Genomic DNA, 21,163 nt, shown 5'->3' with positions numbered 1-21,163 from the left:
GAATAAATATGTTGTGCTGCAGCAAAATGAATGCAGTCTTGATTTGAGATTAATTTAAAAGCTGCCCCAATGGCTGGCTTATCGGCAGACCGGCACCTATGGCGATACCACTTTTGCCACTTTTCACTAAATCTGTGACGATACAATCATTTTTTGATTAAGGAGTTTAGATGCCGATTATCGAATCCATTCAAGTTGCCTCAGTGGCGGTACCTTTGGATAAGGTAACCTCATTTTCTACCCGCACTGTTTCTGAGCGTCACTACTGTCTTGTAAAAGTTCGCAGCAAGGATGGTAATGAAGGCATCGGCTTTTGTTACGTCGGCAGTGCTGGTGGCGATATCGCCAAGATTGCTGTAGAACAATTACTGGCTCCAAAACTGCTTGGTCAAAATAGTCACCGCAGTGAAGGTCTTTGGATGGAGATGTATAACGAATCCATTCTTCAAGGTCGTGCTGGTGCGGTGATGCGGGGCATTTCCATTTTGGACACAGCCCTATGGGATTTAAATGCACGTTCAGTCGGATTGCCATTGCATCAATATTTGGGCTCAGTTGTGGATGATCGCGTACCTGCGTACGCTAGTGGCGGCTACTATTTGGAAGGCAAAACCCCAGCCAAGCTAGGCAAAGAAATGGAGTCTTACGTAAAGCAGGGCTTTAAGGCGGTGAAGATGAAGGTGGGGCGTTTATCCCCCTCTGAAGAAGAGGCGCGTGTTAAAGCTGCTCGCAAAGCGGTAGGCGATGATGTATTGCTTACCCTGGATGCTAACAATGCCTGGCGTGATTTGCCAACTGCGCTTGAGTATGTGCGTCGCTTTGAAGCTTACAACCCCTATTGGATTGAAGAGCCATTCTCGCCAGACGCAATTGATTTGCATGCTGCATTGGCACAGCAAACAAAAATTAACGTAGCTACTGGTGAGATGGAGGCGGGACGCTGGCGCTTCAGAGAATTAATAGATGCTGGTGGTGCCGCTATCTTGCAATCTGATGCGGCAGTTTGTGGGGGCATTACCGAATGGCGCAGAATTTCTGCATATGCGGATTTGAAGGGGGTGATTGTCTGCCCTCATTGGATGCACGACCTACATGCGCCATTAGTGGCTGCTACACCCAATGCCCGCTTCGTTGAATTTTTCTTAGATGATCAAGTCCTGAACTTCCGTAGATTAATTAACAAGCAGCTCGCCTTCAAAAATGGGGACTTGATCCTGCATAAGTCCCTTGGGCTGGGATTTGAGTTTGATGAAGCTGCTGTGAATAAGTATGCAGGCAAGGCTGCCTGGACCAAAATTGCCTGATCTAGACTAGCCTACTTTCCTAGATAAAGATAAAGCCCGCAATTGCGGGCTTTATTGCTTTTCAGAAATGCTTCTTCTTAAGAAGATCTGGGGTTAAACTTAAAATGCGTAATAGTTTGTGTCACCAGGACAAGACCAAAGCCAATAAAGCCAATGAGATCTGCTTCAGTAGAGGGATAGGCTAGGGCGACACCAGAGATCACCATGATGATGCGTTCAAAAATCTTGGTCTTCTCAATAAACCAACCTTGCAGTCCCCCTGCTAAGCAGATGATGCCAACCACTGCCGTAAAGGAAACCCAAGCAATTTGCATCCAGTCAGCTTGCTCCAACGCATTAGTTGATCCCATTAATAACAAGCTCACACCAGACTTATCCAATACAAACATAAATGGAACCAGAATGGCTGGAGCAACATATTTCCAAGTTTGTAAGGTGGTCTTATAGGGGTTGCCTTTACAAATCGCTGCTGCAGCGAATGGCGAAAGTGCAGTTGGAGGGGAGACTTCTGAAAGAACTGCGTAATAGAAGATGAACATATGCGCAGCAAATGCAGGTACACCTAAGTTGATCAAAGCTGGTGCTGCGATTACTGCACAAATAATGTAGGAGGCGGTAACTGGAACAGCAAGGCCAACCACCCAAACAACCAAGGCGGTGAAAATAGTCGTGAGCAAGAGTGAGCCGCCTGCATACTGAATCACGATGGAGCTGAATTTCAGGCCAAGACCAGTCAAGGTAACAGTACCTACAATCAGACCGGCACCAGCACACGTAGCGGCAATCGCCAAGACCCCTGTTGAGCCAGAGGCAAGCGCTTTAGTCAGGTTGGAGTTGTATATCCCGGAAAGAATGGGTTCCTTTCCTTTAAACCATGCCCATGGAATGATGGCGGTATCTTCACGCAACATGCTCGATAGAGCTGAAACCACTGTCGCCCAAAATACCGACATCACAGGCGAGAAGCCCATCAGCATGAATGCCACAATAGAGATGAGTGAGAAGAAATGGAACCAATATTTTTTGGTCAGTTGCCATGCAGTCTCAGTAGACTGAAATTGAATGTTCTTCATACCGTATTTGCGTACATCAATTTCTACCATGACAAATAAGCCAAGATAGAAAAGAATGGTTGGAATGGTTGCCATGAGCAATACATCCAAATAGGAAATCTTGAGGAAGTCGGCAATCAAGAATGCAGCTGCACCTAGCACAGGCGGGGAGATGATAGCCCCTAGGCCGCCAGCTGCTAAAAGTCCACCAGCCGCATTTTTTTCGTAACCCACTTTATCTAGCATGGGGGCTGCAACAGAGCCAACGGTAACCGTAGTGGCAACACCTGAGCCTGATGGCCCACCAAGTAAGAATGAAGACATCACAATAGTTCTGCCAACGCCAGAGGATTTTCCGCCCATGGCCGCAAAGGAGAAGTCGATAAAGAATTTACCTGCGCCTGTGAACTGCAAGAAAGCGCCAAAAATGGTGAAGAGAATGATGAGGGTTGCAGACACGTCTACGGCGGTGCCGTAAATGCCCTCGAGGGTCATATACATATAACCTACTAAACGATCAAGGCCATAACCTTTATGTGTCCAGGGCGCCGGTAGGTAATTGCCAAATAAAGCGTAGAGCAAAAACAAGACTGTGACTGTTACCAACACCATGCCGTTGGTTCTTCGGACGCTTTCAAGAATCAGGAGAATTAAACCGATGCCAATCATGACATCCGTCGAGTTGGGTGCGGTATTTCTGTCCATGAAGTCATCACCACCGCTCAAAATGTAATAAGCGATTGCTACTGATCCAAGCGCAAATAGCACATCCCAGATCATGAGGCGATTTTTAAAGCGAGCCGCAATAGGGAAGCTTAAGAAAACTAGGAACAAAACCAAAGCTACGTGAATTACGCGTAATTGCTGGGTTGGAACAATTGAATAAGCGGCATAAAGATGAAACAAAGACATGCCAACCGCTACCAGGGTAATGAATTTTGCTAGAAGGCCCTTGTAGTCATTAGAGTCACCCTCTTCTTGTTTGATAAAGGCATCTAATTTTTCTTGGGTTTCATTATCGATAACGTTTTGATTCATGTCTCAACCTATTTTTATATTTATGCGGTGCTGTATTTGAGTCCGCTGTAAAACGAAAGGGGTGAGATTCACTCACCCCTTATTGCAATTGCATGCTTAATTAACTTTGACGTTCTTTTCTTTGAAGTACTTTAAAGCGCCTGGATGGAAGTCAACAGGAGTGGATTTCGCCTTCTGATTTTCCAGGCTGACATTCATGTATTCCTGATGGGTGCGCACGAGATCAATCTTGTTATCAAACATCGTTTTGACAATCTTATAGGCTTGATCATCTGGCATATTGGCATTTACAACCAAGATATTGGCTACGGCTGCCACTTTATTGTCTTTAGACATGCCGCTATACATAGCCTTTGGAATGATTGTAGAGAAATATAAATTGCCATATTTCTTATTCATGAGGGGCACTTCATCCGAGGTGTCTACCATGACAATTTTCATACCTGGGCTATTGGCAAGATCAGTTACTGCGGCAGTAGGTAAGCCACCAACCCAGAAGAAGGCGTCAATCTTACGGTCTTTAACGGCGTTAACAGATTCAGCAACGCTTAAGCGCTCACGTTTGACATCTTTATCTTTATCTATGCCTGCTGCGTCTAGCAGGCGAAAGGCCATCACTTCTGTAGCGCTACCAGGAGCACCAGTACTAATGCGTTTACCTTTTAAATCCTTCATAGATTTGATGCCAGTGGAATCTACTGTTACCACGTGCATTAGATTTGGATAAAGAACCACAAGTGTGCGTAGATCTACTTTTTTACCAGCAAACTTACCTTCGCCAATCTGAGCGTCCTTAGCGGCATCAGCCATGGAGAAGCCAACGTATGGCTTGCCTGTACCAATGAGGTTTAAGTTGTCTACCGAGCCCCCAGTGACTTCTGCAGTAGCGGACATCCCAGGAACTTTGCTGGATAGGACGGAGGCTAAGCCACCGCCCATCGGGTAGTAAACACCACCTGTTCCGCCAGTTGCGATAGAAATATTTTGAGCGCTCACGCTTGCGCAAAGTAAGCTTAGCGATAAAGCAATGGCCTTTAATAGTTTCATGGTTGTCTCCTAATTATTTTTTAGTTTTTTAAATTACAGACCCGGCATAGCGAAGTTGATTGCCTTCAGCTCGCTAAGCAGTTGAGCTTGTTGATCAGCACTTAACTGCATGAGTGGTGGACGTACTCTGAGCCACTCAGGATCATTGGTGTAATGCGCAACAGCAGTTTTCATGCCAGCAATCATTTGGTACTTGGCAAAAATTCCGCGTACTTGATCTAAGCCTGCTTGGCGATCATCTGCATTCGATTCTCTCCAGTGCGCTGCCAAATCTGCAATAGCCTTTGGATTCACATTAGCGGTGGCGGAGATGCAGCCAACGCCGCCAGCACGCAGAGCGCGCATCAGAAATACTTCGCTGCCAGCATATACGCGGAAGCCGTGCGGCGCTAATAATTTGATAACAGATTCTGTGTAAGACCAGTCGCCAGAACTATCCTTCATGCCGACAACAGTCTTTGGGTATTCTTTGGCTAAACGCTCCAGTAAAGATAAGCTCAAATTTATTTTAGTTACTGGCGGAATGTTGTAGATATAAATCTGAAGTGCAGTGCTACCCACCTTTTGAATGACTTCAGAAAAATAGGCAAACAATCCATCATCAGAAACGTCTTTGTAATAGAAGGGTGGCAGCATTAATACCCCTGCGCACTGATGATTCACGGCGTGACGAGTCATGTTGACCGTTGCATCAATCGATGTTGCGCCAGTACCAGGCATTAAATGATCTGGATTTAGGCCGCCTTCAATCAATGCCGTTAATGTGCCCATCTTTTGTGGGGCAGACATTGAATTTGCTTCAGAGTTGGTGCCAAATATAGCTTGACCAACACCATTGGCTTCAAGCCATTTGCATTGCTTCAATAGTTTCGCAGCATCTGGGTTACCGTCTGCCTTAAATGGTGTGATTACTGGGGACAACACTGCGGGTAAGGTTGAAGGGTGCAGGGAAATCGTCATACTGGCTCCGTTGTTTTAGTTATTTACTTCCGATGGAAGTGTTTGGTTTTTAAAGAAGGCTTCTAAATTATCTATAGCTAAGTTAGTCATGGCTATCCGTGTTTCCGAGGTAGCGCTCCCGATATGTGGTGTTAACAATACATTATCAAGAGATAGAAAGGCGGCATTAGGGTTGGGTTCGTTTTCAAAAACATCGAGAGCGGCGCCAGCAATCTTTTTATGTTGCAGCGCATATAAAAGTGCACTCTCGTCCACCACGCTTCCACGGGCAATATTAATTAAATATCCTGAGGGACCCAAAGCCTCCAAAACCTTGGCGTTAATCATTTTGTTAGTATCAGGCGTTGCGGGGCAGGCTAGGAATAAGAGGTCGCAAACCTTGGCCAATTCTTGGAGATCTGGATGGTAGTCGTACGGTAATGACTTTTGATTAGGGCCTGAATAGGCAATCCTTACCTGAAAAGGCTCTAGCCGCTTGGCAAGATCTTGCCCAATGCGACCCATCCCAGCAATGCCCACGCACTTACCGGCCAAAGTGGTGGTTAATCTAAATGGCGCTTTTGACCAAGCAGTACTCTTAACGTATTCCTGGGCTGCGGGTAATTGGCGGAGTAAGGCCAGCATCATGCCAATAGCAAGCTCGCATACGGCATCGTTTAACACGCCAGGTGTATTGCTTACTTTGATATTTTTTTCCCTTAGAAAGGCTAAAGGGAGGTTGTCATAGCCAACTCCACAAGTTGCCACCATACGAATGCTGGGGATTTGCTCCACTAGGATCTGCGGCAGCTGGGTGTTGGAGCGAATTAATATGGCCTGAAAATCGCCGGCCGGGGTGGGCGCTTTTGGATCGAGGTGATGAACAGGGGTAAAGCGCCTATCTATCTCTGCTTGCATAATTTCAGGGAAATGGCCGACCTGCAGCACCGAATTGACGGGGATCATGTCTCACTAACTTTTTTATTGAAATAATGATCTCATTGTAAGAGGATTTTTTGGAAAAAGTCCGCCCCTATTTAGGAGAGAATTCATGTTATTTACCCCAGCCGAAACTAAGGTGGTCATTGTGGGTGGCGGCACGATGGGTGCAGATGTTGCAGCGGTTTGTGCGCGTGGCGGCTGCGCCGTTCAAGTCGTTGAGCCTACTACCGAGCGCCGAGCCCTCTTGCCTGATTATTTTGCCAATACCATGACCGAACTTGGCTATGAGCATCGCATTCATTTGCTATCGGTTGCGGGTACGCTTGAGGAAGTGGATTGGTCTGATATCGATTTGGTGATTGAGTGCGTGCCGGAGCGTTTGGATATTAAGCGTGAGCTGTTTGCTAAGCTGGAGAAATATGCAAAACCGGAGGCGGTCTTAGCAAGTAATAGCACGAGTTTTCCGATTAGTGAGATTGCTAATGGCCTCAAAACAGCTGCCCGCATGATTGGCCTGCATTTCTTTATGCCTGCACATTTGGTTCCTTGCGTCGAGGTGGTTTATGGTGCAAAGACTTCCGCTATGGTTGGCGACAGCCTTTCACGTTTGATGACTGCGTGCGGAATGGTGCCGGTTACTGTTAAAAAAGATCTTCCTGGATTTTTAGCCAATCGACTTCAGCATGCTTTGTCACGCGAGGCCTTCTCCATGGTTGATGAAGGCATCTGTACGCCAGAAGATATTGATAAGGCCGTCCGTTTCGGCTTTGGCTTTCGTTACATCGCCGCAGGTCCAGCAATGCAAAGAGATCATGCGGGCTTAGAGGTGCATGGTGCTGGGGGTGCAACGATTTATCCCACACTGAATAACTCCCCAACGATAGCAAAGTGCTTGAGTGATCGCATCGCTAGCGGCAAGTTTGGTATGAAAACCGGCGAAGGTTTTTTTAAGTGGACCGCTGAGACTATTAAAGCGGAGCGTGAGCGCTATCAAAAGGCTTTGCGTGCTGGCTTAAAGATTATTCAAAAAGATCTGCCCGAAATCAAATAGCAAGCGGTATATCTTTCGGGTGCAACAATGCGGTACAGCAGCAGGGCGTTAAACGCTTTGCCAAGGATTCATGAATTCCCTCCATTTTAGTGGAGAAGCGAGTTATCCTTTAGGGATGAAGAAAATCATTCGCATATGGGATTTGCCAATCCGTTTATTTCATTGGCTATTAGTGCTTTGCATTGTCGGAAGTTTGATAAGCGTCAATCTCGGCGGTAATGCAATTCAATGGCATGCTTATTTTGGCTACAGTGTTTTAACTTTATTGATCTTCAGAATTGTTTGGGGTTTTGTTGGCTCAACCCATGCACGTTTTGCATCATTCTTCCCGACTAAAAAAGCGATCTTGGACTACTTAAGTGGAAGTTCACCAAAAGTTCTTGGTCACAACCCTATTGGTGCAATATCAGTTTTTGCTTTGTTATTTGTACTAAGCGTTCAAGTATTCACTGGTTTATTTGTAGACGACGAGATCGCTTTCCAAGGGCCTTTAGCAAAATACGTGCCAGGCTGGGTTGTCTCATTTCTGTCGGAGATTCACGAGGGTAACCAGGTGGTGATTTATACCCTCATCACTATTCATATTGCAGCCATTTGGGCTTACAAAAAGTTTAAAGGTGAGAATCTGATTAAGCCAATGATTAGTGGCGATAAAGAAATTGACCCAAGTGAGGAGGCAAAATATTTGCCAGCTGACTTGGGTCGCGCATCCAAGGATGGAGTTCTGCAGCGCGGTTTTGCCTTGGTGCTTTTAAGCGTGATCGCGGTGGCGGTGGGCTACTTAGTTACAAAGTAAATACCAACCAAGGCAGCACTTCCTTTTATTTCTTTTTGAAATCATCATGGCAGCCTTTGCAGGTTGCTCCTGCTGCGCCAAATGTTTTCTTAATGCTATCTAAGTCGCCAGACTGGGCAGCCTTATTTAAATCCGCAACAGCTAATTGCATCTTGTCGGCAGCGGCTTTGAATTTAGCGTTATCTGACCAAACATCTGCTTGTGCTTTACCACCTTCGGTGCCTGGACCAAAAGCTTGCCAAGGCAATGAGGAGAGAGTGGCAACAATGGCTGCATTTTTTGCAACTTCATCCTTGTTATAAGGAGCTTCACCCTTCACAGCAGCACCAATTTTCCCAAATGAATTTGCCATGACCGTAAATGCACTTTGACGATATTTAATTGCGTCTTCTGGTTTTTGGAATTGAGCAAATGCGAGACCTGTGCCAATCGTCAAAACAGTTGTGATACTTGCTAGAACAAATTTCTGTAATTTCATCATGGTTCTCCGTTAATCAAGTGAGTTGCGTTGCCTGAGCATATCCCAGAAAAGTACTTTTTGCTCGACTTAAAACAGCATTCTAAGTGGGCTGGTCAGCAAAAGGATGAGCCATTCAAAGAAGTGCATCAAGGGGGTTATCCAAAGGGCGCCAATGATTCCTGTAAATACTAACCCCAGAACGATAAAGAAACCCCATGGCTCAAGTCGTCCAAGTGCTATCGATTGACGAGCTGGTAATAGGCTTGAAAGAATTCGGCCGCCATCGAGCGGTGGCAGAGGAAAGAGGTTAAATACCAGTAAGCCCAAATTCCAAGTGATGCCCGCTTGAGACATGGAGATCAGAAACTTCTCATCAATCCCGAACCCAACCAGTGCTATTAGAAGTACGAGCCAGATCAGTGCCTGAATAAAGTTAGATCCCGGGCCTGCTAGAGCAACCCAAATGGAGTCAATTCTGGGATTTCTGAGGCGGCCAAAATTAACTGGAACTGGCTTTGCATAACCCACTAAAAAGGGGGACCCCGTGAGAATTAAGACCAGTGGAATCAGGATCGTGCCAACAGGATCTATATGTTTGGCTGGATTCAGGCTGACCCGACCGAGCATATAAGCGGTGTTGTCCCCAAATTTGCGGGCCGCATAGCCATGGGCCGCCTCGTGGATGGTGATGGCAAAAATCAAAGGAATCGCATTAATGGCGACGGCTTGGATAGAATAGTCGGTAATCATGGCAATATGATATCCATAGGAGCTCAAAGTGACTGACGAAAAGAAGCCTGAATCAAAAACCCCAGTAAAAGCGGCTGTAGCTAAGCCACCGGTACGTCCGCCCGCCCCAAAAGGCCCCTCAGGACCTGCTGGAAGGCCTCAGGCAGGTTTTGGTGGTGGAAAAGGCATGATGCGCAAGGCTGGACGCGGTCGATAGTGGATAATTACCATATTCATTAATGTGTTTACAGAGGATTTAGCATGAACGAATGGCATAACGAATCAAAAGAAGAAATCAACAAAAAGATCATTACATTGATCGTGATGTTGGGAGCCGCTACTAGCTTGGCGATTTTGTTTGCATTGGTTGCAGCTCACACAGGTTACGTATTCGGTTAATCGGCATTAATGACTAGCCATCGCCAACCTGCAGTATTTGCTGGCCATGGCAGTCCAATGTATGCCATAGAGCCCAACCGCTACACAGCGGCGTGGTCGGCTCTTGGAAAATCGTTAAAGCGCCCTGACGCTATATTGGTAATTTCAGCGCATTGGGTAACTCGAGGTACTTGGGTTACTGCAATGCCAAAACCAAAAACGATTCACGACTTTGGCGGATTTCCGCAAGCACTCTTTGATATTCAATACCCAGCGCCAGGAAGTCCAGCTTTGGCGGATCGTGTTCAGGCCTTATTAAATGTCCCTGTAGTGCTCGAAGAAAATGAGTGGGGTGTTGACCACGGCGCGTGGTCTATTCTCAAATACATGTACCCAGATGCCAGCGTGCCGGTGGTGCAGTTAAGTTTGGATGGCTCTATGTCGGCGCGTCAGCACTACGAGCTAGCAAAGCAGTTGCGTCCTCTACGTGATGAAAATATCTTGATTCTGTCCAGTGGCAATATAGTGCATAACTTGCGAACGATCCATTGGCAAGCAGGGGCAGAGCCCTATCCTTGGGCAACAAAATTCAATGAATTTTTTGCTTCAGAAATTCGTGCCAATCATCATGATGCCTTGATCGATTGGGAGAGTTATGGTGATGCGGCACACCTTTCCATTCCGACTCCTGAACACTATTGGCCAGCTTTATATACACTGGCTTTGCAGCAAGAGGGTGAGCAAGCGAAAGTGTTTACAGATGGAATTGAGATGAGTTCTATTAGCATGCTGGGTTTTTCAATTCAATAAAGAGCGGATTATGTGGCTATCGATTTTTGCAATCTTCTTTGGGGCGGGTTTTGGCGCTTTATTAAGGGCAGCCTTTAATTTGCTCACTGCAGGCGTTGCATCATCCTTGCCTTTGGGAACATTCATATCCAATATGGTTGGTGGATATTTGATCGGTATCGCAGTTGCATTCTTTGGCAACAACCCTGATCTTTCTGCTGAGTGGAAGCTTTTAGTTGTAACTGGCTTTTTGGGAGGCCTCACTACCTTCTCTAGTTTTTCAGCTGAGGTTGTTGGCTTTATGCAGCGCGGAGAATTTACCTGGGCTTTGGGTACAGCACTTATGAACCTAGTGGGTTCACTGGCATTGACCTTCCTGGGCATCTTGACTTACCAAGCGCTTAAATAAAAAAGAGGGCAAGCCCCCCTTTTTTTTATTCTGCAGTGATTCAGTATTGAGTGCCAGTGATTACTCCGGCTTGATATTGGCACTCTTGACTACTGTACTCCACTTAGCTGCCTCTGACTTGATCAGAGTGGCAAATTCAGCAGGGCTTCCACCACCAATCTCATTTCCCTGAGAAAGCATGAGCTCACGTAATTGCGGATCCTTGAGCGCCTCATTTGCAGCAGCATTTAATTTATCAATAATGGCTTTTGGCGTGCCCTTTGGTGCAATTAATCCCTGCCAATTGAGTACTTCAACCTTTGGGTAACCCAATTCTGCAAAGCTTGGAACATTTGGCAAAAGAGGCGAGCGCTTTTTGCTGGTAATAGCAAGTGGGCGAATCTTGCCTGCTTGAATGCTTGGTACAGCGGAATACATTTGATCAAACATGAGATCCACATTACCACCCATAAGATCCGTTAAAGCAGCTGATCCGCTTTTATAAGGTACATGAATCATCTGAATGCCAGCATTGAGTTCAAACAATTCCGCAGAGAGCTGATGGCTGCCACCAATGCCGCCAGAAGAGAATGTCAAAACACCGGATTTTGCCTTGGCCGCTGCAACAATATCTTGCACAGTTTTGTAAGGAGAGTTGGGATTCACTACTAAGACCAAGGGACCTTTTTCAATCAAGATGATAGGTGTTAAATCCGTTTCTGGGTCATACCGTAAATTGCCAAAAAGTGTTTTATTCACTGCCATTGGCGCAAAGTTTCCCATGCCAATGGTGTAGCCATCGGGCGCAGATCGAACAATCGCTTCTGTACCAATATTGCCGCCAGCACCAGGTTTGTTATCAACCACAATTGGTTGCTTGAGTAAAACACTCATCTTTTGTGCGAGTTGTCGGCTTCGAGAGTCAGCACTTCCGCCAGCGCCATAAGGCACGATGAAGTTGATGGGTTTATTAGGGTAATTGTTTTGTGCAAAAGAAGCATTGCCGAAAACAGAGAGCAAGCTCACTAGAAAAATGGTGAAGTGTTGAATCAGTCTCATATGTTTTCCATAAGACGTTTAAATAAATCCCAAGACACCCAATGCGCCGCCAATTGCAATGAGGTAGAGCGGATGCCAGCGTGTAAGTAAGGTAATTGCAATCGTGCCAAAGGTCAATAAGTAGGCGGCCGTGCCAGTGTTGATTTGGAGCGCAATACCCCAAGCGGCTGATAACACTAGACCTACCGCTAGAGCGCCAGCAGCTGCTTGAATCATTTTTTGCTTTTGAATATCCCGCATGCCCAAAATAGAGCGCTGCAAGAAATAGATCATGATTGAGGATGGCCAGGCAATCGCCAGTGTTGCAATAGCTGCGCCGATGACGCCACCTACTTTCCAGCCAATGAGTGTGACGGTCATTAAGTTTGGACCAGGTGCAGCTTGCGCAATAGCAAAGTAATCAGCAAAGGTTTGACTATTAATCCAGTGCTCTTGGTTTACTGATAAATCATAGAGTGTTGGCAGGAGAGCGTTGATTCCTCCGAACGCAACTAAGGAGAAGGCTGAAAGTTTGAGAAAGAGGCTGACGAGAGTTCCAATCATTTCTTTACCTTCTTCCATGCCAAAAAAAATGCCAGTGGAGATGCAAGCAATACTACCCAGCCTAGACCCAAATGAAAATACGTCGCCGCTAAAATGGTTAAGAAAATAACAGAGAGCATCGGCGGGTATTTCAGTTCGGTACGCATCATTTTGAAACCTGTGCTGGCTATAAGGCCCACTCCTACTGCAGAGATGCCTCTGAGTAAGCCCTGAACCACGGGCATATAGCTGTAATGTTCATACAGAATTCCAAGCAAAATGACGATGGCTACGGGTCCCAGCATTAAGCCCATGACTGCTGCAAAGGCTCCAGGCACACCAGCAAAGCGACTGCCTACACATACTCCGAGGTTCACAATATTTGGGCCTGGAACAATTTGGCAGATGCCGAGCATGGCGCTAAATTCTTCGGAAGTGAGCCATTTCTCTTGCTCAACAATCGTGCGCCGTGCCCAAGGTAGTACGCCACCAAACCCAGACATCCCAATTTTGCTAAAGCCAAGAAAGAGCTGCTTGGGGGTTAGGGTCTTCGGTTGAGTAGGCATGTGAATTTTTGGCAGTTTTACTGCGACTCTATTGGGGCTTAAATGGATGTGGCACCGGTTTATTTTCTAACCAAGTTTCCAATGTTTCGGTAATGCCTTTGGAGAAGGTTGCAAAAATAGGTTCGGCAATAAATCCAAGATGTGGGGTTACTAAGAGATTTGGTGTGTTGCGTAAGCTATCTTTTTCTGGGAGAGGCTCCACATCAAAAACATCCACCGCCGCTTGACCTGGTCTGCCTGCAGCCAATGCTTTCTGGAGGTCAGGCATATTGATCAGTGCAGCACGGGAGGTGTTTATCAGAATCGAGTCTGGACGCATGAGTGCTAATTGATCTGCGCTAATAAGACCCTTTGTTCCAGGTCCCGCCACCAAGTGCATAGACACTACTTTAGAGGTTTTAAGGAGTTCATCTAGGCTGACTGCTTTTGCATTTTCAGCAGCGGCACGTTCAGGCGTCATGCGAGGGCTCCATGCAACTACCTCCATACCAAATGCAGCACCAACGCGGGCTACACGACTACCAATAGCACCCAAACCCATAATCCCCAAACGTTCACCAGAGAGCATTGGCAAAAGCGACATGGCATCACGCCAACCGCCTGAGGCAATCAGCTTGTTTTCTTCAATGAGGCGCTTAGAGGCCCCCAAAATGAGAGCCCAGGTTAGCTCTGCGGTAGTTTCTTTAGATGGACCACCGGGTGTGCAGGCCATGGGAATGTTTCTGGAAACCAAGGCTGATGCCTCAAGAGTGCCATTACGTTCACCTGTAAACATTAAAAACTTCAGCTTTGGTAAGCGCGCAATCATTGCCTCGTTAAATGGAGAGCGATCTCTTACGATGGCAATGGCATCTGCATCTTTAACGGCTTCATATAGCGCTTCATCTCGTAAAGGCTCATGATGAATAGTGAGATTCGTCTGTTGATCTAACTTATCCCAGTTAGAGAACCGACGAAGCGCACGTTCATAGTCTCCAAGTACAACAATATTAGGTAGTGAAGCCATAAAAAACTTTCAGTTGAGATTAGTCTGGAGTACAAAGATTTAGAATGTGTTTGAGATCAGGCGCTTGTCCGAGCTTCCAGAGAGCGGAAATCAGCTGGCGGGTTTTTTCTTTACCAATGATGGGTTCCGCTAAGCTGGTGAACTTTTGTTCCAAGTTTGCGTCACTCATTGGGTTCTCTACAGAGCCAATCGCATTCTTCACGAAGATGTGCACTTCTTTGCCATTCTTCAGGAAGGCTTTTACGTCAACTGACGCTTCGCTAATAGAGGTATCAGTAGTGGCATTTACTTTAGCACGTAAAGCGATAACGTCAGGACGGTTTACGATGTCATCGGCATATTCACCTTCACCAGCTTGACCAAAAATCAAACCTACTGCGCAGCCGTGGTAAACGCTGAACTTGCCCTCTAAACCATCTTTCGGTGTTTTTTTGCCAGTGAGCTCAAGCACTAATGGGTGAACACGCAGTTCAATGCGTTCTACATCTTCTGCGTTAACGCCTTGAGCCCGTAATTGTGCACAGGCATCAATGGCTGGGTGAATTACGATACCGCAAGCGAATGGCTTATAGGTGTTTAAGGAGATTTCAAAAGATTTTCCTAGGGCGCGATCAATTTCTGACCAGTCACATTTTGTAGAAACAGTCTGCATATATCCACGACCCGCCTCCAGTGCTTTGGGGCTTGCAGTAAAGCCATGCTTTGCTAGTAATGCAGAAAGTTGGCCTGCACGAGCAGCACCGCCTGGATGAAATGGTTTTGTCATCGTGCCAAATTGCTCACGCATACCAACTGGTTGTGAGGCGGCAATGCCAAGAGCCATCGTTGTTTTTTGTAAATCGAGACCCATTAGACGTGAACAGGCAGCAGCAGATCCTAGCATGCCAGTAGAGCCGGTAATATGCCAACCGCGATGGTAGTGGTCTGGATACATGGCATTGCCAACGCGACAGGCAACATCGATTCCCAAAACAAGAGAGTCGATCATTTGGCGACCGTTAGCGCCAATATGTTCACCCAAGGCTAGGATTGCAGATGCTACTGGACCAGCTGGATGAATAACGGTTTTAAGGTGTGTGTCATCAAAGTCAAAAGTGTGTGAACTGATGCCATTGATGAGTGCTGCACCGCCCATATCCACTTTGTCTTTACGTCCGAGAATGCTGGCTTGTGGCGCCGGTTGAAATTCACGAATAGCAGCCAATGAAGATTCAACGCTCTCATGATTGGCAGCACCAATAGCACAACCGAGCCAGTTTAAGAATGTGCGATGCGCCTCGTGTTCAACCTCAGGAGTCCATCCTTGGCCTGGATGGGCATTAACAAATTCAGCCAATATTTTAGTAACAGGTGGTGCATTGAGATCGGCCGCCGCTGCAATTGCGTGTGACATATAAAAGTCCCTATTGATTTAGTAAATTTAAATGAATTATTTTTTTGTAAATGGATTATTCAATTTCAATATTGCGATCCTTGGCTACTTTTGCCCAGCGTGCAATGTCTTCTTTGATGTAGTTCGCAAATTGAGATGGGGTCATTGGCATCAGCGTCATTGCTTCACTAGTCATCTTTTCGGAAAATTCTGGCAACACCAAGACTTTGTTGAGCTCAGTATTTAGCTTTGTAACAATAGCTGGCGGTAAATTAGCTGGACCCACTAAACCGTACCATTGCTGACCATCAAAACCGCTGTAACCCAACTCCTTGAAGGTCGGAATATTAGGGGCGGCTGAACTACGCTTAGATCCAGTAATGGCTAAACCGCGCACGCGATTGGTATTGATATAAGGAAGCCCTGCAAACAGGGTTGGAAACATTGCTTGGGTTTGGCCGGCCAATAAGTCCGTATAAGCAGGACCAACACCGCGATACGGTACATGCACCATGAATATTCCCGCGGCTAATTTGAATTGCTCCATGCCCAGATGAGTAAGTGTTCCAGGCCCTGCTGAGCCGTAACTTAATTTTGCAGGATTCTTTTTGGCGTAATCGACAAACTCTTTTAAGTTTTTGATGGGTAGCTCGGGATTGATGATGAGCACATTAGGCGTAGCGCCAATCATGCCAATCGGGGTGAAATCTTTGAGGGCATCGTAAGGTAATTTTCGAACGGCTGGATTGGTGCCGTGCGTCCCAACATAAGCAATCATGAGGGTGTAGCCATCAGCCGGTGCTTTAGCAGTTGCTTGGGAGGCGATTGAGCCACCGCCACCGCCCATATTTTCTACAACGACAGTTTGGCCGATGGAGCGTGAGAGCTTTTCCGCAACAGCGCGCGCAATATTATCTAAACCACCGCCAGCAGCTACAGGTGCAATGAGTTTGATAGGTTTCATTGGATATGCTGGCACTGCACTTTGCGCTTGTACAGTGCAATGGATTGCCATCCCTAGAAATGCGCAGATAAGGGATGATAAAAAAATCGGCTTTTGCCGATTAATCGTTTTAGACATGTCTCGAGTCCGAATTATTGTTTTATTAGTTTTGTACAGCTTTGTTACTACTTGGTAATTCTACTATTTCTGAGCTTACTACCCTTTAGGCAGAACTCGCTTTAAGTTTTTTCCGTATAGAGCGCTCTAGGGGTATGGAATCGAGGTTTGGTTCCAAGGCCTCGCGCTCATCAAAGACAAAGCAGCTACCTTGATAGTGTGCGGAGCCAACCTCTTCAAAGTACTTCAAAATCCCACCCTCTAATTGGTAACTGTGCTGCATGCCAATCTCCCGCATATACAACCCTGATTTTTCGCAGCGAATGCCGCCAGTACAAAAACTGACCAAGGTTTTATCTGCAAGCTCTTCTTTATGCGCGGATATGGCAGCTGGGAATTCGGTGAACTTTTCGATATTGAAATGCAAAGCGTTTTCAAAAGTGCCGTAATCGACTTCAAAGGCATTTCGTGTATCTATCATGACAACAGGGCGACCTAAATCATCGGTGCCGCGATCTAACCACTCCTGCAGTTTTTGTGGAGTGATGAAATTGGCACGACCTTCCTCCGGGCGAATCGTTGGGTGGTTCATGCGGATAATTTCATTTTTGAGCTTAATCAGCATCTTTTTAAATGGCTGCTCTTCAGACCAACTTTCTTTGGCTTGTAGTGGTGCAAATCGGGGGTCTGTCCTGAGCCAGTCTAGAAATCCGCGCAGCTCACCTGGCTTACCAGCAAGGAACATATTGATGCCTTCGCCCGTCAACAAGATAGTGCCCTTGAGTTGGCGTGCATTGCATTCATCCAGCATTCTGGCGCGCAGCTCTGGCAGGCCATCTAGGCTGACAAATAAATAGGCGGCGATATTTAGAATCGACTTCATCTTTCTCTCACTGGGCTACATCAGCATTATCGAGCAAATAGGCTAAGGGGGTGTTAATCTTCAGTTCTTACCAATAGGAGACAAATCCATGCAGGATTTAACAAAAATAATCAAAAGAACCTTTAAAAACAGCGTCTTAGTGGCTTTGATGGCTTTGGGGCTAAGTACGTATGCCTTGGGTCAAGGCGCAGGTGTTGGTACCTGGCCTACCCAAAAGCCAATTCGTTTGATTGCGGTATTTCCGCCAGGTGGCTCAGTTGATCAAGTTGCCCGCGTATTGGCACCAGCCTTGCAGTCAGAGTTAAAGCAGAACGTGATTGTGGAGAACGTTGGTGGAGCATCAGGCGTGATTGGTACTTCAGCGATGACGCGCTCAGATCCTGATGGATATACCTTCGCGGTGGTGTTTGATACCCATGGCGTTAATCCTAGCCTCAAAGACAAACTTCCGTATGACTCCATTAAGGACATTGCCCCTGTAATTTTGGTTGGCACGTCCCCCATGGTTTTGGTTGCTAGCAAAAAATCGGGCATTACTAGTTTTAAGCAATTGGTCGATCTTTCTAAAACGGGAAAGCAATTTAGTTACGGATCAATTGGTATTGGCAGCCTCGGGCATTTAGCGATGGCTCGCCTTGCTAAGCAGGCGGGTTTTGATTGGAATCACATACCGTATCGTGGCGGCGGCCCTTTGATGCAAGACGCTTTGGGCGGCCAAGTTGAATTGGCGGTCGGCTCAGAATTTTTAGTAAAGCCTCATATTGATAGCGGTGGCGTGATTCCATTGGTGATTACTACTGCTAAAAGATCGCCATCCCTACCAAATGTGCCAACGATTTCTGAAAGTGGCTTCCCAGGTTTTAGTGCTCCAGCTTGGTGGGCAGTACTGGCGCCAGGTAAAACACCAACCGCAGTTGTAGATGCCATGAATAAAGCTTTAAATAAAGCATTGAAAACACCAGCGGTAGCTGAAAAGTTTAAGGCTCAAGGAATTCAAATTGTTGGTGGAACTCCTGCAGCTGCTCAAGATTTCATTGGCAAACAGATTGGTATCTGGGGTAAGTTTGTTATTGAAAACAACATTAAAGAAACTGCTCAGTAGGAAACATTCATCAGAGAGATTTATGACAGAACGTTTAATCCCATATCAGCCAATGGATTTGGCTGAGCCAGCTGAGTTAGTGGCCGCCATTCGTAAAAGACGTGGCGGTCAGTTTATTAATTTAGACCGCATGCTCTTACATAGCATTCCCATCGCCGAGGGTTGGAATCATTTTATTGGCGAGATTCGCAATAATCTCTCCTTAGATCCAAAACTACGTGAATTGGCAATGTGTGGGGTGGCCGTTCTCAATGGTGCTGAGTATGAGTTCTTTCATCATGCGCCGCCGTTCAAAAAGGCAGGCGGCACTGAGGAACAGGTTCAGGGCTTGCGACTAATTGGCCAACCAAATTTTCCAAAGAATTTGTACTCTCCAGTTGAAAATGATGCAGCCGAATTAACTTTTCAGATGACGCGCAACATCAAAGTGGACCCTGAATTGATGAAGCGTTTGCAAAAGGCGTTAGGTAATACCGATACAGTTGAGTTAGTCACAGTGATTGCTGCATACAACATGGTGTCGCGCTTCCTGATCGCGCTAGACGTGAACCCGGAAGATCATCCTCCTGCTTGACGGAAGAATAATTCAAAGAAGATGATCCGCAATATTCAAACCATCATTCCTGGAATTGCCACCTCTGATGGTGCGGGTGTGAAGTTACGCCGTAGCCTTGGTGGTCAGAATCAAGTCAGGTTAGATCCTTTTTTGATGCTCGATGAGTTTTCTTCGAATGATCCGAATGACTATGTAGCAGGTTTTCCGGCCCATCCCCATCGGGGATTTGAGACAGTGACTTATATGCTTGAAGGTCACATGCTGCATGAAGATCATTTGGGTAATCAAGGGCATTTGAAGACGGGTGGCGTGCAGTGGATGACTGCAGGGCGCGGCATTATTCACTCAGAGATGCCACAGCAGGTAAGCGGCGCTATGCGCGGTTTTCAGCTGTGGATTAACTTGCCGGCAAAAGAAAAGATGAAGCCTGCTGGATATAAAGATATTCAGGTTGAAGACATTCCGCAGATTGAATTAAGCAATGGCGGCTCAGTAAAGGTGATTGCTGGCACCTATAAGCAGGATGACAAAGAAGTGCGGGGCCCCATTCAAGGCATTACCACTTCACCTTTATTTTTGGATGTGCACTTGCCCTCTAATGCGGAATTTGAACATCGCATTCCTAAAGAGCTCAATGCTTTCGTTTATGTATATGAAGGTGAGCTAGAAATAGGTGGACCAATGATGCCGGCGCCAAAGCAAGCCGCCATTGTGCTTGGGGATGGCGATCGTTTAAAAGCCAAAGCAGGTTCAGCTGGCGCGCAATTTATTGTTCTAGCTGCTTTGCCACTTCATGAGCCAATTGTTCAATACGGCCCCTTTGTAATGAATACCCGTGCAGAAATTGAACAGGCCATTGATGATTATCAAAACAATCGCTTTGTGGTTTCCTAGGTGACTCAATTAGCAACCCTTCAGTGGGAAGAGGGTGAACAAGTCCGTTCTGCTCAGTGGCATTCTGAAAATGGCATAGCGCCTCACAAAAAGATTCAGATCGCTGATGACACTCTGACTGCTGATATTGCGTATCGACTCGCTTGTGAAGGTACCGCATTGCTCTATAGGGGCGACTTCCAGAATGCTCGGCAACTTATGCAGGCTTTGGTACGTAGAGTGGATAAACCCTCTAAGAAGTCCACTAGAGTCGATAGACTTGCTAAAGATAAAGTCAAAAGTCCTCTAGATACATTCAATCTACATCGCCTTGCTCAATCACAGCGTGCCCGTATATTGGGAATGATTTTGATAGAGGTAAATGCTGACCACAGCATCTCATTGAGGCGCGCCCCAAATGTTGCTCAGGCTTGCCTAGAGGCTTATGGTGAGCAGACTGCGCCTTATGTTATCTCTCTGCGTGAACTCCTCGGCGTCATAAGTGCCCATGAGTGGCGCAAGACAGGCGTGCAAGTTCTTACTAGAGGTGATGAAGAGATTCGCATTCATCCGCACTATGGTGTTTTCTCTCCAGTGCGAAGTGAGTACATTGATATAGTACTGAAAGCCCCGCTACCAGCGGCTACAAAACAAAGTTCTGTAGCTTTTGATATTGGAACGGGGACTGGAGTGTTGGCGGTTGTTTTGGCTTTGCGGGATATTCAGAAGATTGTTGCGACTGATTTAAATGATCGAGCCATTGCCTGTGCCGAAGACAACATCAATCAACTGGGCCTCAATGCGCAGATTGAAATTCGTAAGGCTAATCTTTTCCCAGAAGATAAGGCTGCGCTTATTGTTTGTAATCCACCATGGCTACCAGCAAGACCTAGCTCCACTCTAGAGCATGCGGTATATGACCCTGAGAGTCAGATGCTGAAGGGTTTTTTGGGAAGCCTGAAAGATCATCTACTTCCAAGTGGTGAGGGCTGGTTAATTCTCTCTGACTTAGCGGAACATCTAGGATTGCGATCTAGACAGCAGCTTTTGGATTGGATTGAGCATGCTGGTTTGAAGGTGATTACACGTTTAGATACTAAACCTACCCATCAAAAAGTATTTGATAAAACGGATGCATTGCATTTAGCGAGATCTAAAGAAGTCACGTCTCTCTGGCGTCTGACCATAAAGTAGTAACACATTTAATATCCCTACAAGTCCCGTCCCCATTGGGATCATGGTTGTTTATCT

Annotated in this window: 24 protein-coding genes; 11 read left to right on the top strand and 13 right to left on the bottom strand. The window is 46.3% G+C overall.

The features are described 5' to 3' along the window. Positions 1-170: 170 nt before the first annotated feature. Entirely contained in the window at positions 171-1,304 is a 1,134-nt protein-coding gene (locus tag ICV36_RS07465; RefSeq protein WP_215400085.1) for a mandelate racemase/muconate lactonizing enzyme family protein, read from the top strand. A gap of 77 nt (positions 1,305-1,381) precedes the next feature. Here ICV36_RS07465 and ICV36_RS07460 read toward each other — a convergent pair whose 3' ends face one another. From ICV36_RS07460 to ICV36_RS07445, 4 genes are all read right to left on the bottom strand, one after another. Next, positions 1,382-3,394: a TRAP transporter fused permease subunit gene (locus ICV36_RS07460; protein WP_215400084.1), complete on the bottom strand. Its 2,013-nt coding sequence runs from the start codon at positions 3,392-3,394 to the stop codon at positions 1,382-1,384. Positions 3,395-3,490: 96 nt separating this feature from the next. After that, entirely contained in the window at positions 3,491-4,441 is a 951-nt protein-coding gene (locus ICV36_RS07455; protein ID WP_215400083.1) for a TAXI family TRAP transporter solute-binding subunit, read from the bottom strand. A gap of 33 nt (positions 4,442-4,474) precedes the next feature. After that, a complete protein-coding gene (locus ICV36_RS07450; RefSeq protein ID WP_215400082.1) occupies positions 4,475-5,401 on the bottom strand; it encodes a dihydrodipicolinate synthase family protein in 927 nt (308 codons plus the stop codon). Between the two features lie 15 nt (positions 5,402-5,416). Then, on the bottom strand, positions 5,417-6,346 hold the full coding sequence (locus ICV36_RS07445; RefSeq protein WP_215400081.1) for a 2-hydroxyacid dehydrogenase: 930 nt from the start codon (positions 6,344-6,346) through the stop codon (positions 5,417-5,419). Positions 6,347-6,431: 85 nt separating this feature from the next. On the opposite strand from ICV36_RS07445, the gene ICV36_RS07440 reads away from it, so the two are divergent. Both ICV36_RS07440 and ICV36_RS07435 read left to right on the top strand, forming a co-directional pair. Continuing rightward, complete coding sequence (locus ICV36_RS07440; protein WP_215400080.1) at positions 6,432-7,373, top strand: 3-hydroxyacyl-CoA dehydrogenase family protein; 942 nt, start codon at positions 6,432-6,434, stop codon at positions 7,371-7,373. 115 nt (positions 7,374-7,488) lie between these two features. Continuing rightward, positions 7,489-8,169: a cytochrome b/b6 domain-containing protein gene (locus tag ICV36_RS07435; protein ID WP_215400079.1), complete on the top strand. Its 681-nt coding sequence runs from the start codon at positions 7,489-7,491 to the stop codon at positions 8,167-8,169. A 25-nt stretch (positions 8,170-8,194) separates the two neighbouring features. On the opposite strand, the gene ICV36_RS07430 is transcribed toward ICV36_RS07435, so the two are convergent. Then, entirely contained in the window at positions 8,195-8,650 is a 456-nt protein-coding gene (locus ICV36_RS07430) for a cytochrome c (protein ID WP_251374952.1), read from the bottom strand. Between the two features lie 66 nt (positions 8,651-8,716). Then, positions 8,717-9,379, bottom strand: a complete 663-nt coding sequence (locus ICV36_RS07425; protein ID WP_215400078.1) for a site-2 protease family protein — start codon at positions 9,377-9,379, stop codon at positions 8,717-8,719. 28 nt (positions 9,380-9,407) lie between these two features. On the opposite strand from ICV36_RS07425, the gene ICV36_RS07420 reads away from it, so the two are divergent. Genes ICV36_RS07420 through crcB form a run of 4 tightly spaced genes read left to right on the top strand, consistent with a single transcriptional unit; the run spans position 9,408 to position 10,934 of the window. Then, positions 9,408-9,575, top strand: a complete 168-nt coding sequence (locus ICV36_RS07420) for a hypothetical protein (RefSeq protein WP_215400077.1) — start codon at positions 9,408-9,410, stop codon at positions 9,573-9,575. A 44-nt stretch (positions 9,576-9,619) separates the two neighbouring features. Continuing rightward, the gene (locus ICV36_RS07415) at positions 9,620-9,757 is read left to right on the top strand and encodes a hypothetical protein (RefSeq protein WP_012358215.1); all 138 of its coding nucleotides are present in this window, start codon (positions 9,620-9,622) and stop codon (positions 9,755-9,757) included. A gap of 9 nt (positions 9,758-9,766) precedes the next feature. Then, positions 9,767-10,546 carry a 4,5-DOPA dioxygenase extradiol gene (ygiD, locus tag ICV36_RS07410; protein ID WP_215400076.1) on the top strand — a complete coding sequence of 260 codons (780 nt, stop codon included), beginning with the start codon at positions 9,767-9,769 and terminating at the stop codon, positions 10,544-10,546. A gap of 10 nt (positions 10,547-10,556) precedes the next feature. Continuing rightward, on the top strand, positions 10,557-10,934 hold the full coding sequence (crcB, locus tag ICV36_RS07405) for a fluoride efflux transporter CrcB (protein WP_215400075.1): 378 nt from the start codon (positions 10,557-10,559) through the stop codon (positions 10,932-10,934). Between the two features lie 60 nt (positions 10,935-10,994). Here crcB and ICV36_RS07400 read toward each other — a convergent pair whose 3' ends face one another. The 7 genes from ICV36_RS07400 to ICV36_RS07370 form a co-directional block, all read right to left on the bottom strand. Further along, a complete protein-coding gene (locus ICV36_RS07400; protein ID WP_215400074.1) occupies positions 10,995-11,972 on the bottom strand; it encodes a tripartite tricarboxylate transporter substrate binding protein in 978 nt (325 codons plus the stop codon). Between the two features lie 18 nt (positions 11,973-11,990). Continuing rightward, positions 11,991-12,515 (bottom strand): chromate transporter, encoded by a 525-nt coding sequence (locus ICV36_RS07395; protein WP_251374951.1) that lies wholly within the window; start codon positions 12,513-12,515, stop codon positions 11,991-11,993. Then, the gene (locus tag ICV36_RS07390) at positions 12,512-13,060 is read right to left on the bottom strand and encodes a chromate transporter (RefSeq protein WP_215400072.1); all 549 of its coding nucleotides are present in this window, start codon (positions 13,058-13,060) and stop codon (positions 12,512-12,514) included. The genes ICV36_RS07395 and ICV36_RS07390 overlap by 4 nt, the downstream gene beginning before the upstream one ends. Positions 13,061-13,088: 28 nt before the next feature. After that, the gene (locus ICV36_RS07385) at positions 13,089-14,066 is read right to left on the bottom strand and encodes a D-2-hydroxyacid dehydrogenase family protein (protein ID WP_215400071.1); all 978 of its coding nucleotides are present in this window, start codon (positions 14,064-14,066) and stop codon (positions 13,089-13,091) included. 19 nt (positions 14,067-14,085) lie between these two features. After that, positions 14,086-15,459, bottom strand: coding sequence for an MmgE/PrpD family protein (locus ICV36_RS07380; RefSeq protein ID WP_215400070.1), 1,374 nt, complete (start codon positions 15,457-15,459; stop codon positions 14,086-14,088). Between the two features lie 55 nt (positions 15,460-15,514). After that, entirely contained in the window at positions 15,515-16,453 is a 939-nt protein-coding gene (locus ICV36_RS07375) for a tripartite tricarboxylate transporter substrate binding protein (RefSeq protein ID WP_251374949.1), read from the bottom strand. 151 nt (positions 16,454-16,604) lie between these two features. Continuing rightward, positions 16,605-17,381 (bottom strand): sulfurtransferase, encoded by a 777-nt coding sequence (locus tag ICV36_RS07370; RefSeq protein WP_215400068.1) that lies wholly within the window; start codon positions 17,379-17,381, stop codon positions 16,605-16,607. Positions 17,382-17,469: 88 nt separating this feature from the next. On the opposite strand from ICV36_RS07370, the gene ICV36_RS07365 reads away from it, so the two are divergent. The 4 genes from ICV36_RS07365 to ICV36_RS07350 are packed head-to-tail and all read left to right on the top strand — an operon-like array spanning position 17,470 to position 21,106. Further along, positions 17,470-18,483 carry a tripartite tricarboxylate transporter substrate binding protein gene (locus ICV36_RS07365; protein WP_215400067.1) on the top strand — a complete coding sequence of 338 codons (1,014 nt, stop codon included), beginning with the start codon at positions 17,470-17,472 and terminating at the stop codon, positions 18,481-18,483. 22 nt (positions 18,484-18,505) lie between these two features. After that, entirely contained in the window at positions 18,506-19,057 is a 552-nt protein-coding gene (locus ICV36_RS07360; RefSeq protein ID WP_215400066.1) for a carboxymuconolactone decarboxylase family protein, read from the top strand. 21 nt (positions 19,058-19,078) lie between these two features. After that, the gene (locus ICV36_RS07355) at positions 19,079-19,933 is read left to right on the top strand and encodes a pirin family protein (RefSeq protein WP_215400065.1); all 855 of its coding nucleotides are present in this window, start codon (positions 19,079-19,081) and stop codon (positions 19,931-19,933) included. Next, a complete protein-coding gene (locus ICV36_RS07350) occupies positions 19,934-21,106 on the top strand; it encodes a class I SAM-dependent methyltransferase (RefSeq protein ID WP_215400064.1) in 1,173 nt (390 codons plus the stop codon). The last annotated feature ends 57 nt before the right edge of the window (positions 21,107-21,163 follow it).

It is taken from the genome of Polynucleobacter sp. MWH-UH35A, assembly GCF_018687075.1.
Classification (GTDB): Bacteria; Pseudomonadota; Gammaproteobacteria; order Burkholderiales; family Burkholderiaceae; genus Polynucleobacter.
Note: the sequence above shows the minus strand (reverse complement) of the source record. Positions and strands in the feature narration are given on the sequence as shown.

Excerpts from the sequence above, each read along its gene's own strand:
- ICV36_RS07465 (WP_215400085.1), top strand. The coding sequence starts at position 171 with ATGCCGATTATCGAATCCATTCAAGTTGCCTCAGTGGCGGTACCTTTG.
- ICV36_RS07460 (WP_215400084.1), bottom strand. The coding sequence starts at position 3,394 with ATGAATCAAAACGTTATCGATAATGAAACCCAAGAAAAATTAGATGCC.
- ICV36_RS07455 (WP_215400083.1), bottom strand. The coding sequence starts at position 4,441 with ATGAAACTATTAAAGGCCATTGCTTTATCGCTAAGCTTACTTTGCGCA.
- ICV36_RS07450 (WP_215400082.1), bottom strand. The coding sequence starts at position 5,401 with ATGACGATTTCCCTGCACCCTTCAACCTTACCCGCAGTGTTGTCCCCA.
- ICV36_RS07445 (WP_215400081.1), bottom strand. The coding sequence starts at position 6,346 with ATGATCCCCGTCAATTCGGTGCTGCAGGTCGGCCATTTCCCTGAAATT.
- ICV36_RS07440 (WP_215400080.1), top strand. The coding sequence starts at position 6,432 with ATGTTATTTACCCCAGCCGAAACTAAGGTGGTCATTGTGGGTGGCGGC.
- ICV36_RS07435 (WP_215400079.1), top strand. The coding sequence starts at position 7,489 with ATGAAGAAAATCATTCGCATATGGGATTTGCCAATCCGTTTATTTCAT.
- ICV36_RS07430 (WP_251374952.1), bottom strand. The coding sequence starts at position 8,650 with ATGATGAAATTACAGAAATTTGTTCTAGCAAGTATCACAACTGTTTTG.
- ICV36_RS07425 (WP_215400078.1), bottom strand. The coding sequence starts at position 9,379 with ATGATTACCGACTATTCTATCCAAGCCGTCGCCATTAATGCGATTCCT.
- ICV36_RS07415 (WP_012358215.1), top strand. The coding sequence starts at position 9,620 with ATGAACGAATGGCATAACGAATCAAAAGAAGAAATCAACAAAAAGATC.
- ygiD (WP_215400076.1), top strand. The coding sequence starts at position 9,767 with ATGACTAGCCATCGCCAACCTGCAGTATTTGCTGGCCATGGCAGTCCA.
- crcB (WP_215400075.1), top strand. The coding sequence starts at position 10,557 with ATGTGGCTATCGATTTTTGCAATCTTCTTTGGGGCGGGTTTTGGCGCT.
- ICV36_RS07400 (WP_215400074.1), bottom strand. The coding sequence starts at position 11,972 with ATGAGACTGATTCAACACTTCACCATTTTTCTAGTGAGCTTGCTCTCT.
- ICV36_RS07395 (WP_251374951.1), bottom strand. The coding sequence starts at position 12,515 with ATGATTGGAACTCTCGTCAGCCTCTTTCTCAAACTTTCAGCCTTCTCC.
- ICV36_RS07390 (WP_215400072.1), bottom strand. The coding sequence starts at position 13,060 with ATGCCTACTCAACCGAAGACCCTAACCCCCAAGCAGCTCTTTCTTGGC.
- ICV36_RS07385 (WP_215400071.1), bottom strand. The coding sequence starts at position 14,066 with ATGGCTTCACTACCTAATATTGTTGTACTTGGAGACTATGAACGTGCG.
- ICV36_RS07380 (WP_215400070.1), bottom strand. The coding sequence starts at position 15,459 with ATGTCACACGCAATTGCAGCGGCGGCCGATCTCAATGCACCACCTGTT.
- ICV36_RS07375 (WP_251374949.1), bottom strand. The coding sequence starts at position 16,453 with ATGGCAATCCATTGCACTGTACAAGCGCAAAGTGCAGTGCCAGCATAT.
- ICV36_RS07370 (WP_215400068.1), bottom strand. The coding sequence starts at position 17,381 with ATGAAGTCGATTCTAAATATCGCCGCCTATTTATTTGTCAGCCTAGAT.
- ICV36_RS07365 (WP_215400067.1), top strand. The coding sequence starts at position 17,470 with ATGCAGGATTTAACAAAAATAATCAAAAGAACCTTTAAAAACAGCGTC.
- ICV36_RS07360 (WP_215400066.1), top strand. The coding sequence starts at position 18,506 with ATGACAGAACGTTTAATCCCATATCAGCCAATGGATTTGGCTGAGCCA.
- ICV36_RS07355 (WP_215400065.1), top strand. The coding sequence starts at position 19,079 with ATGATCCGCAATATTCAAACCATCATTCCTGGAATTGCCACCTCTGAT.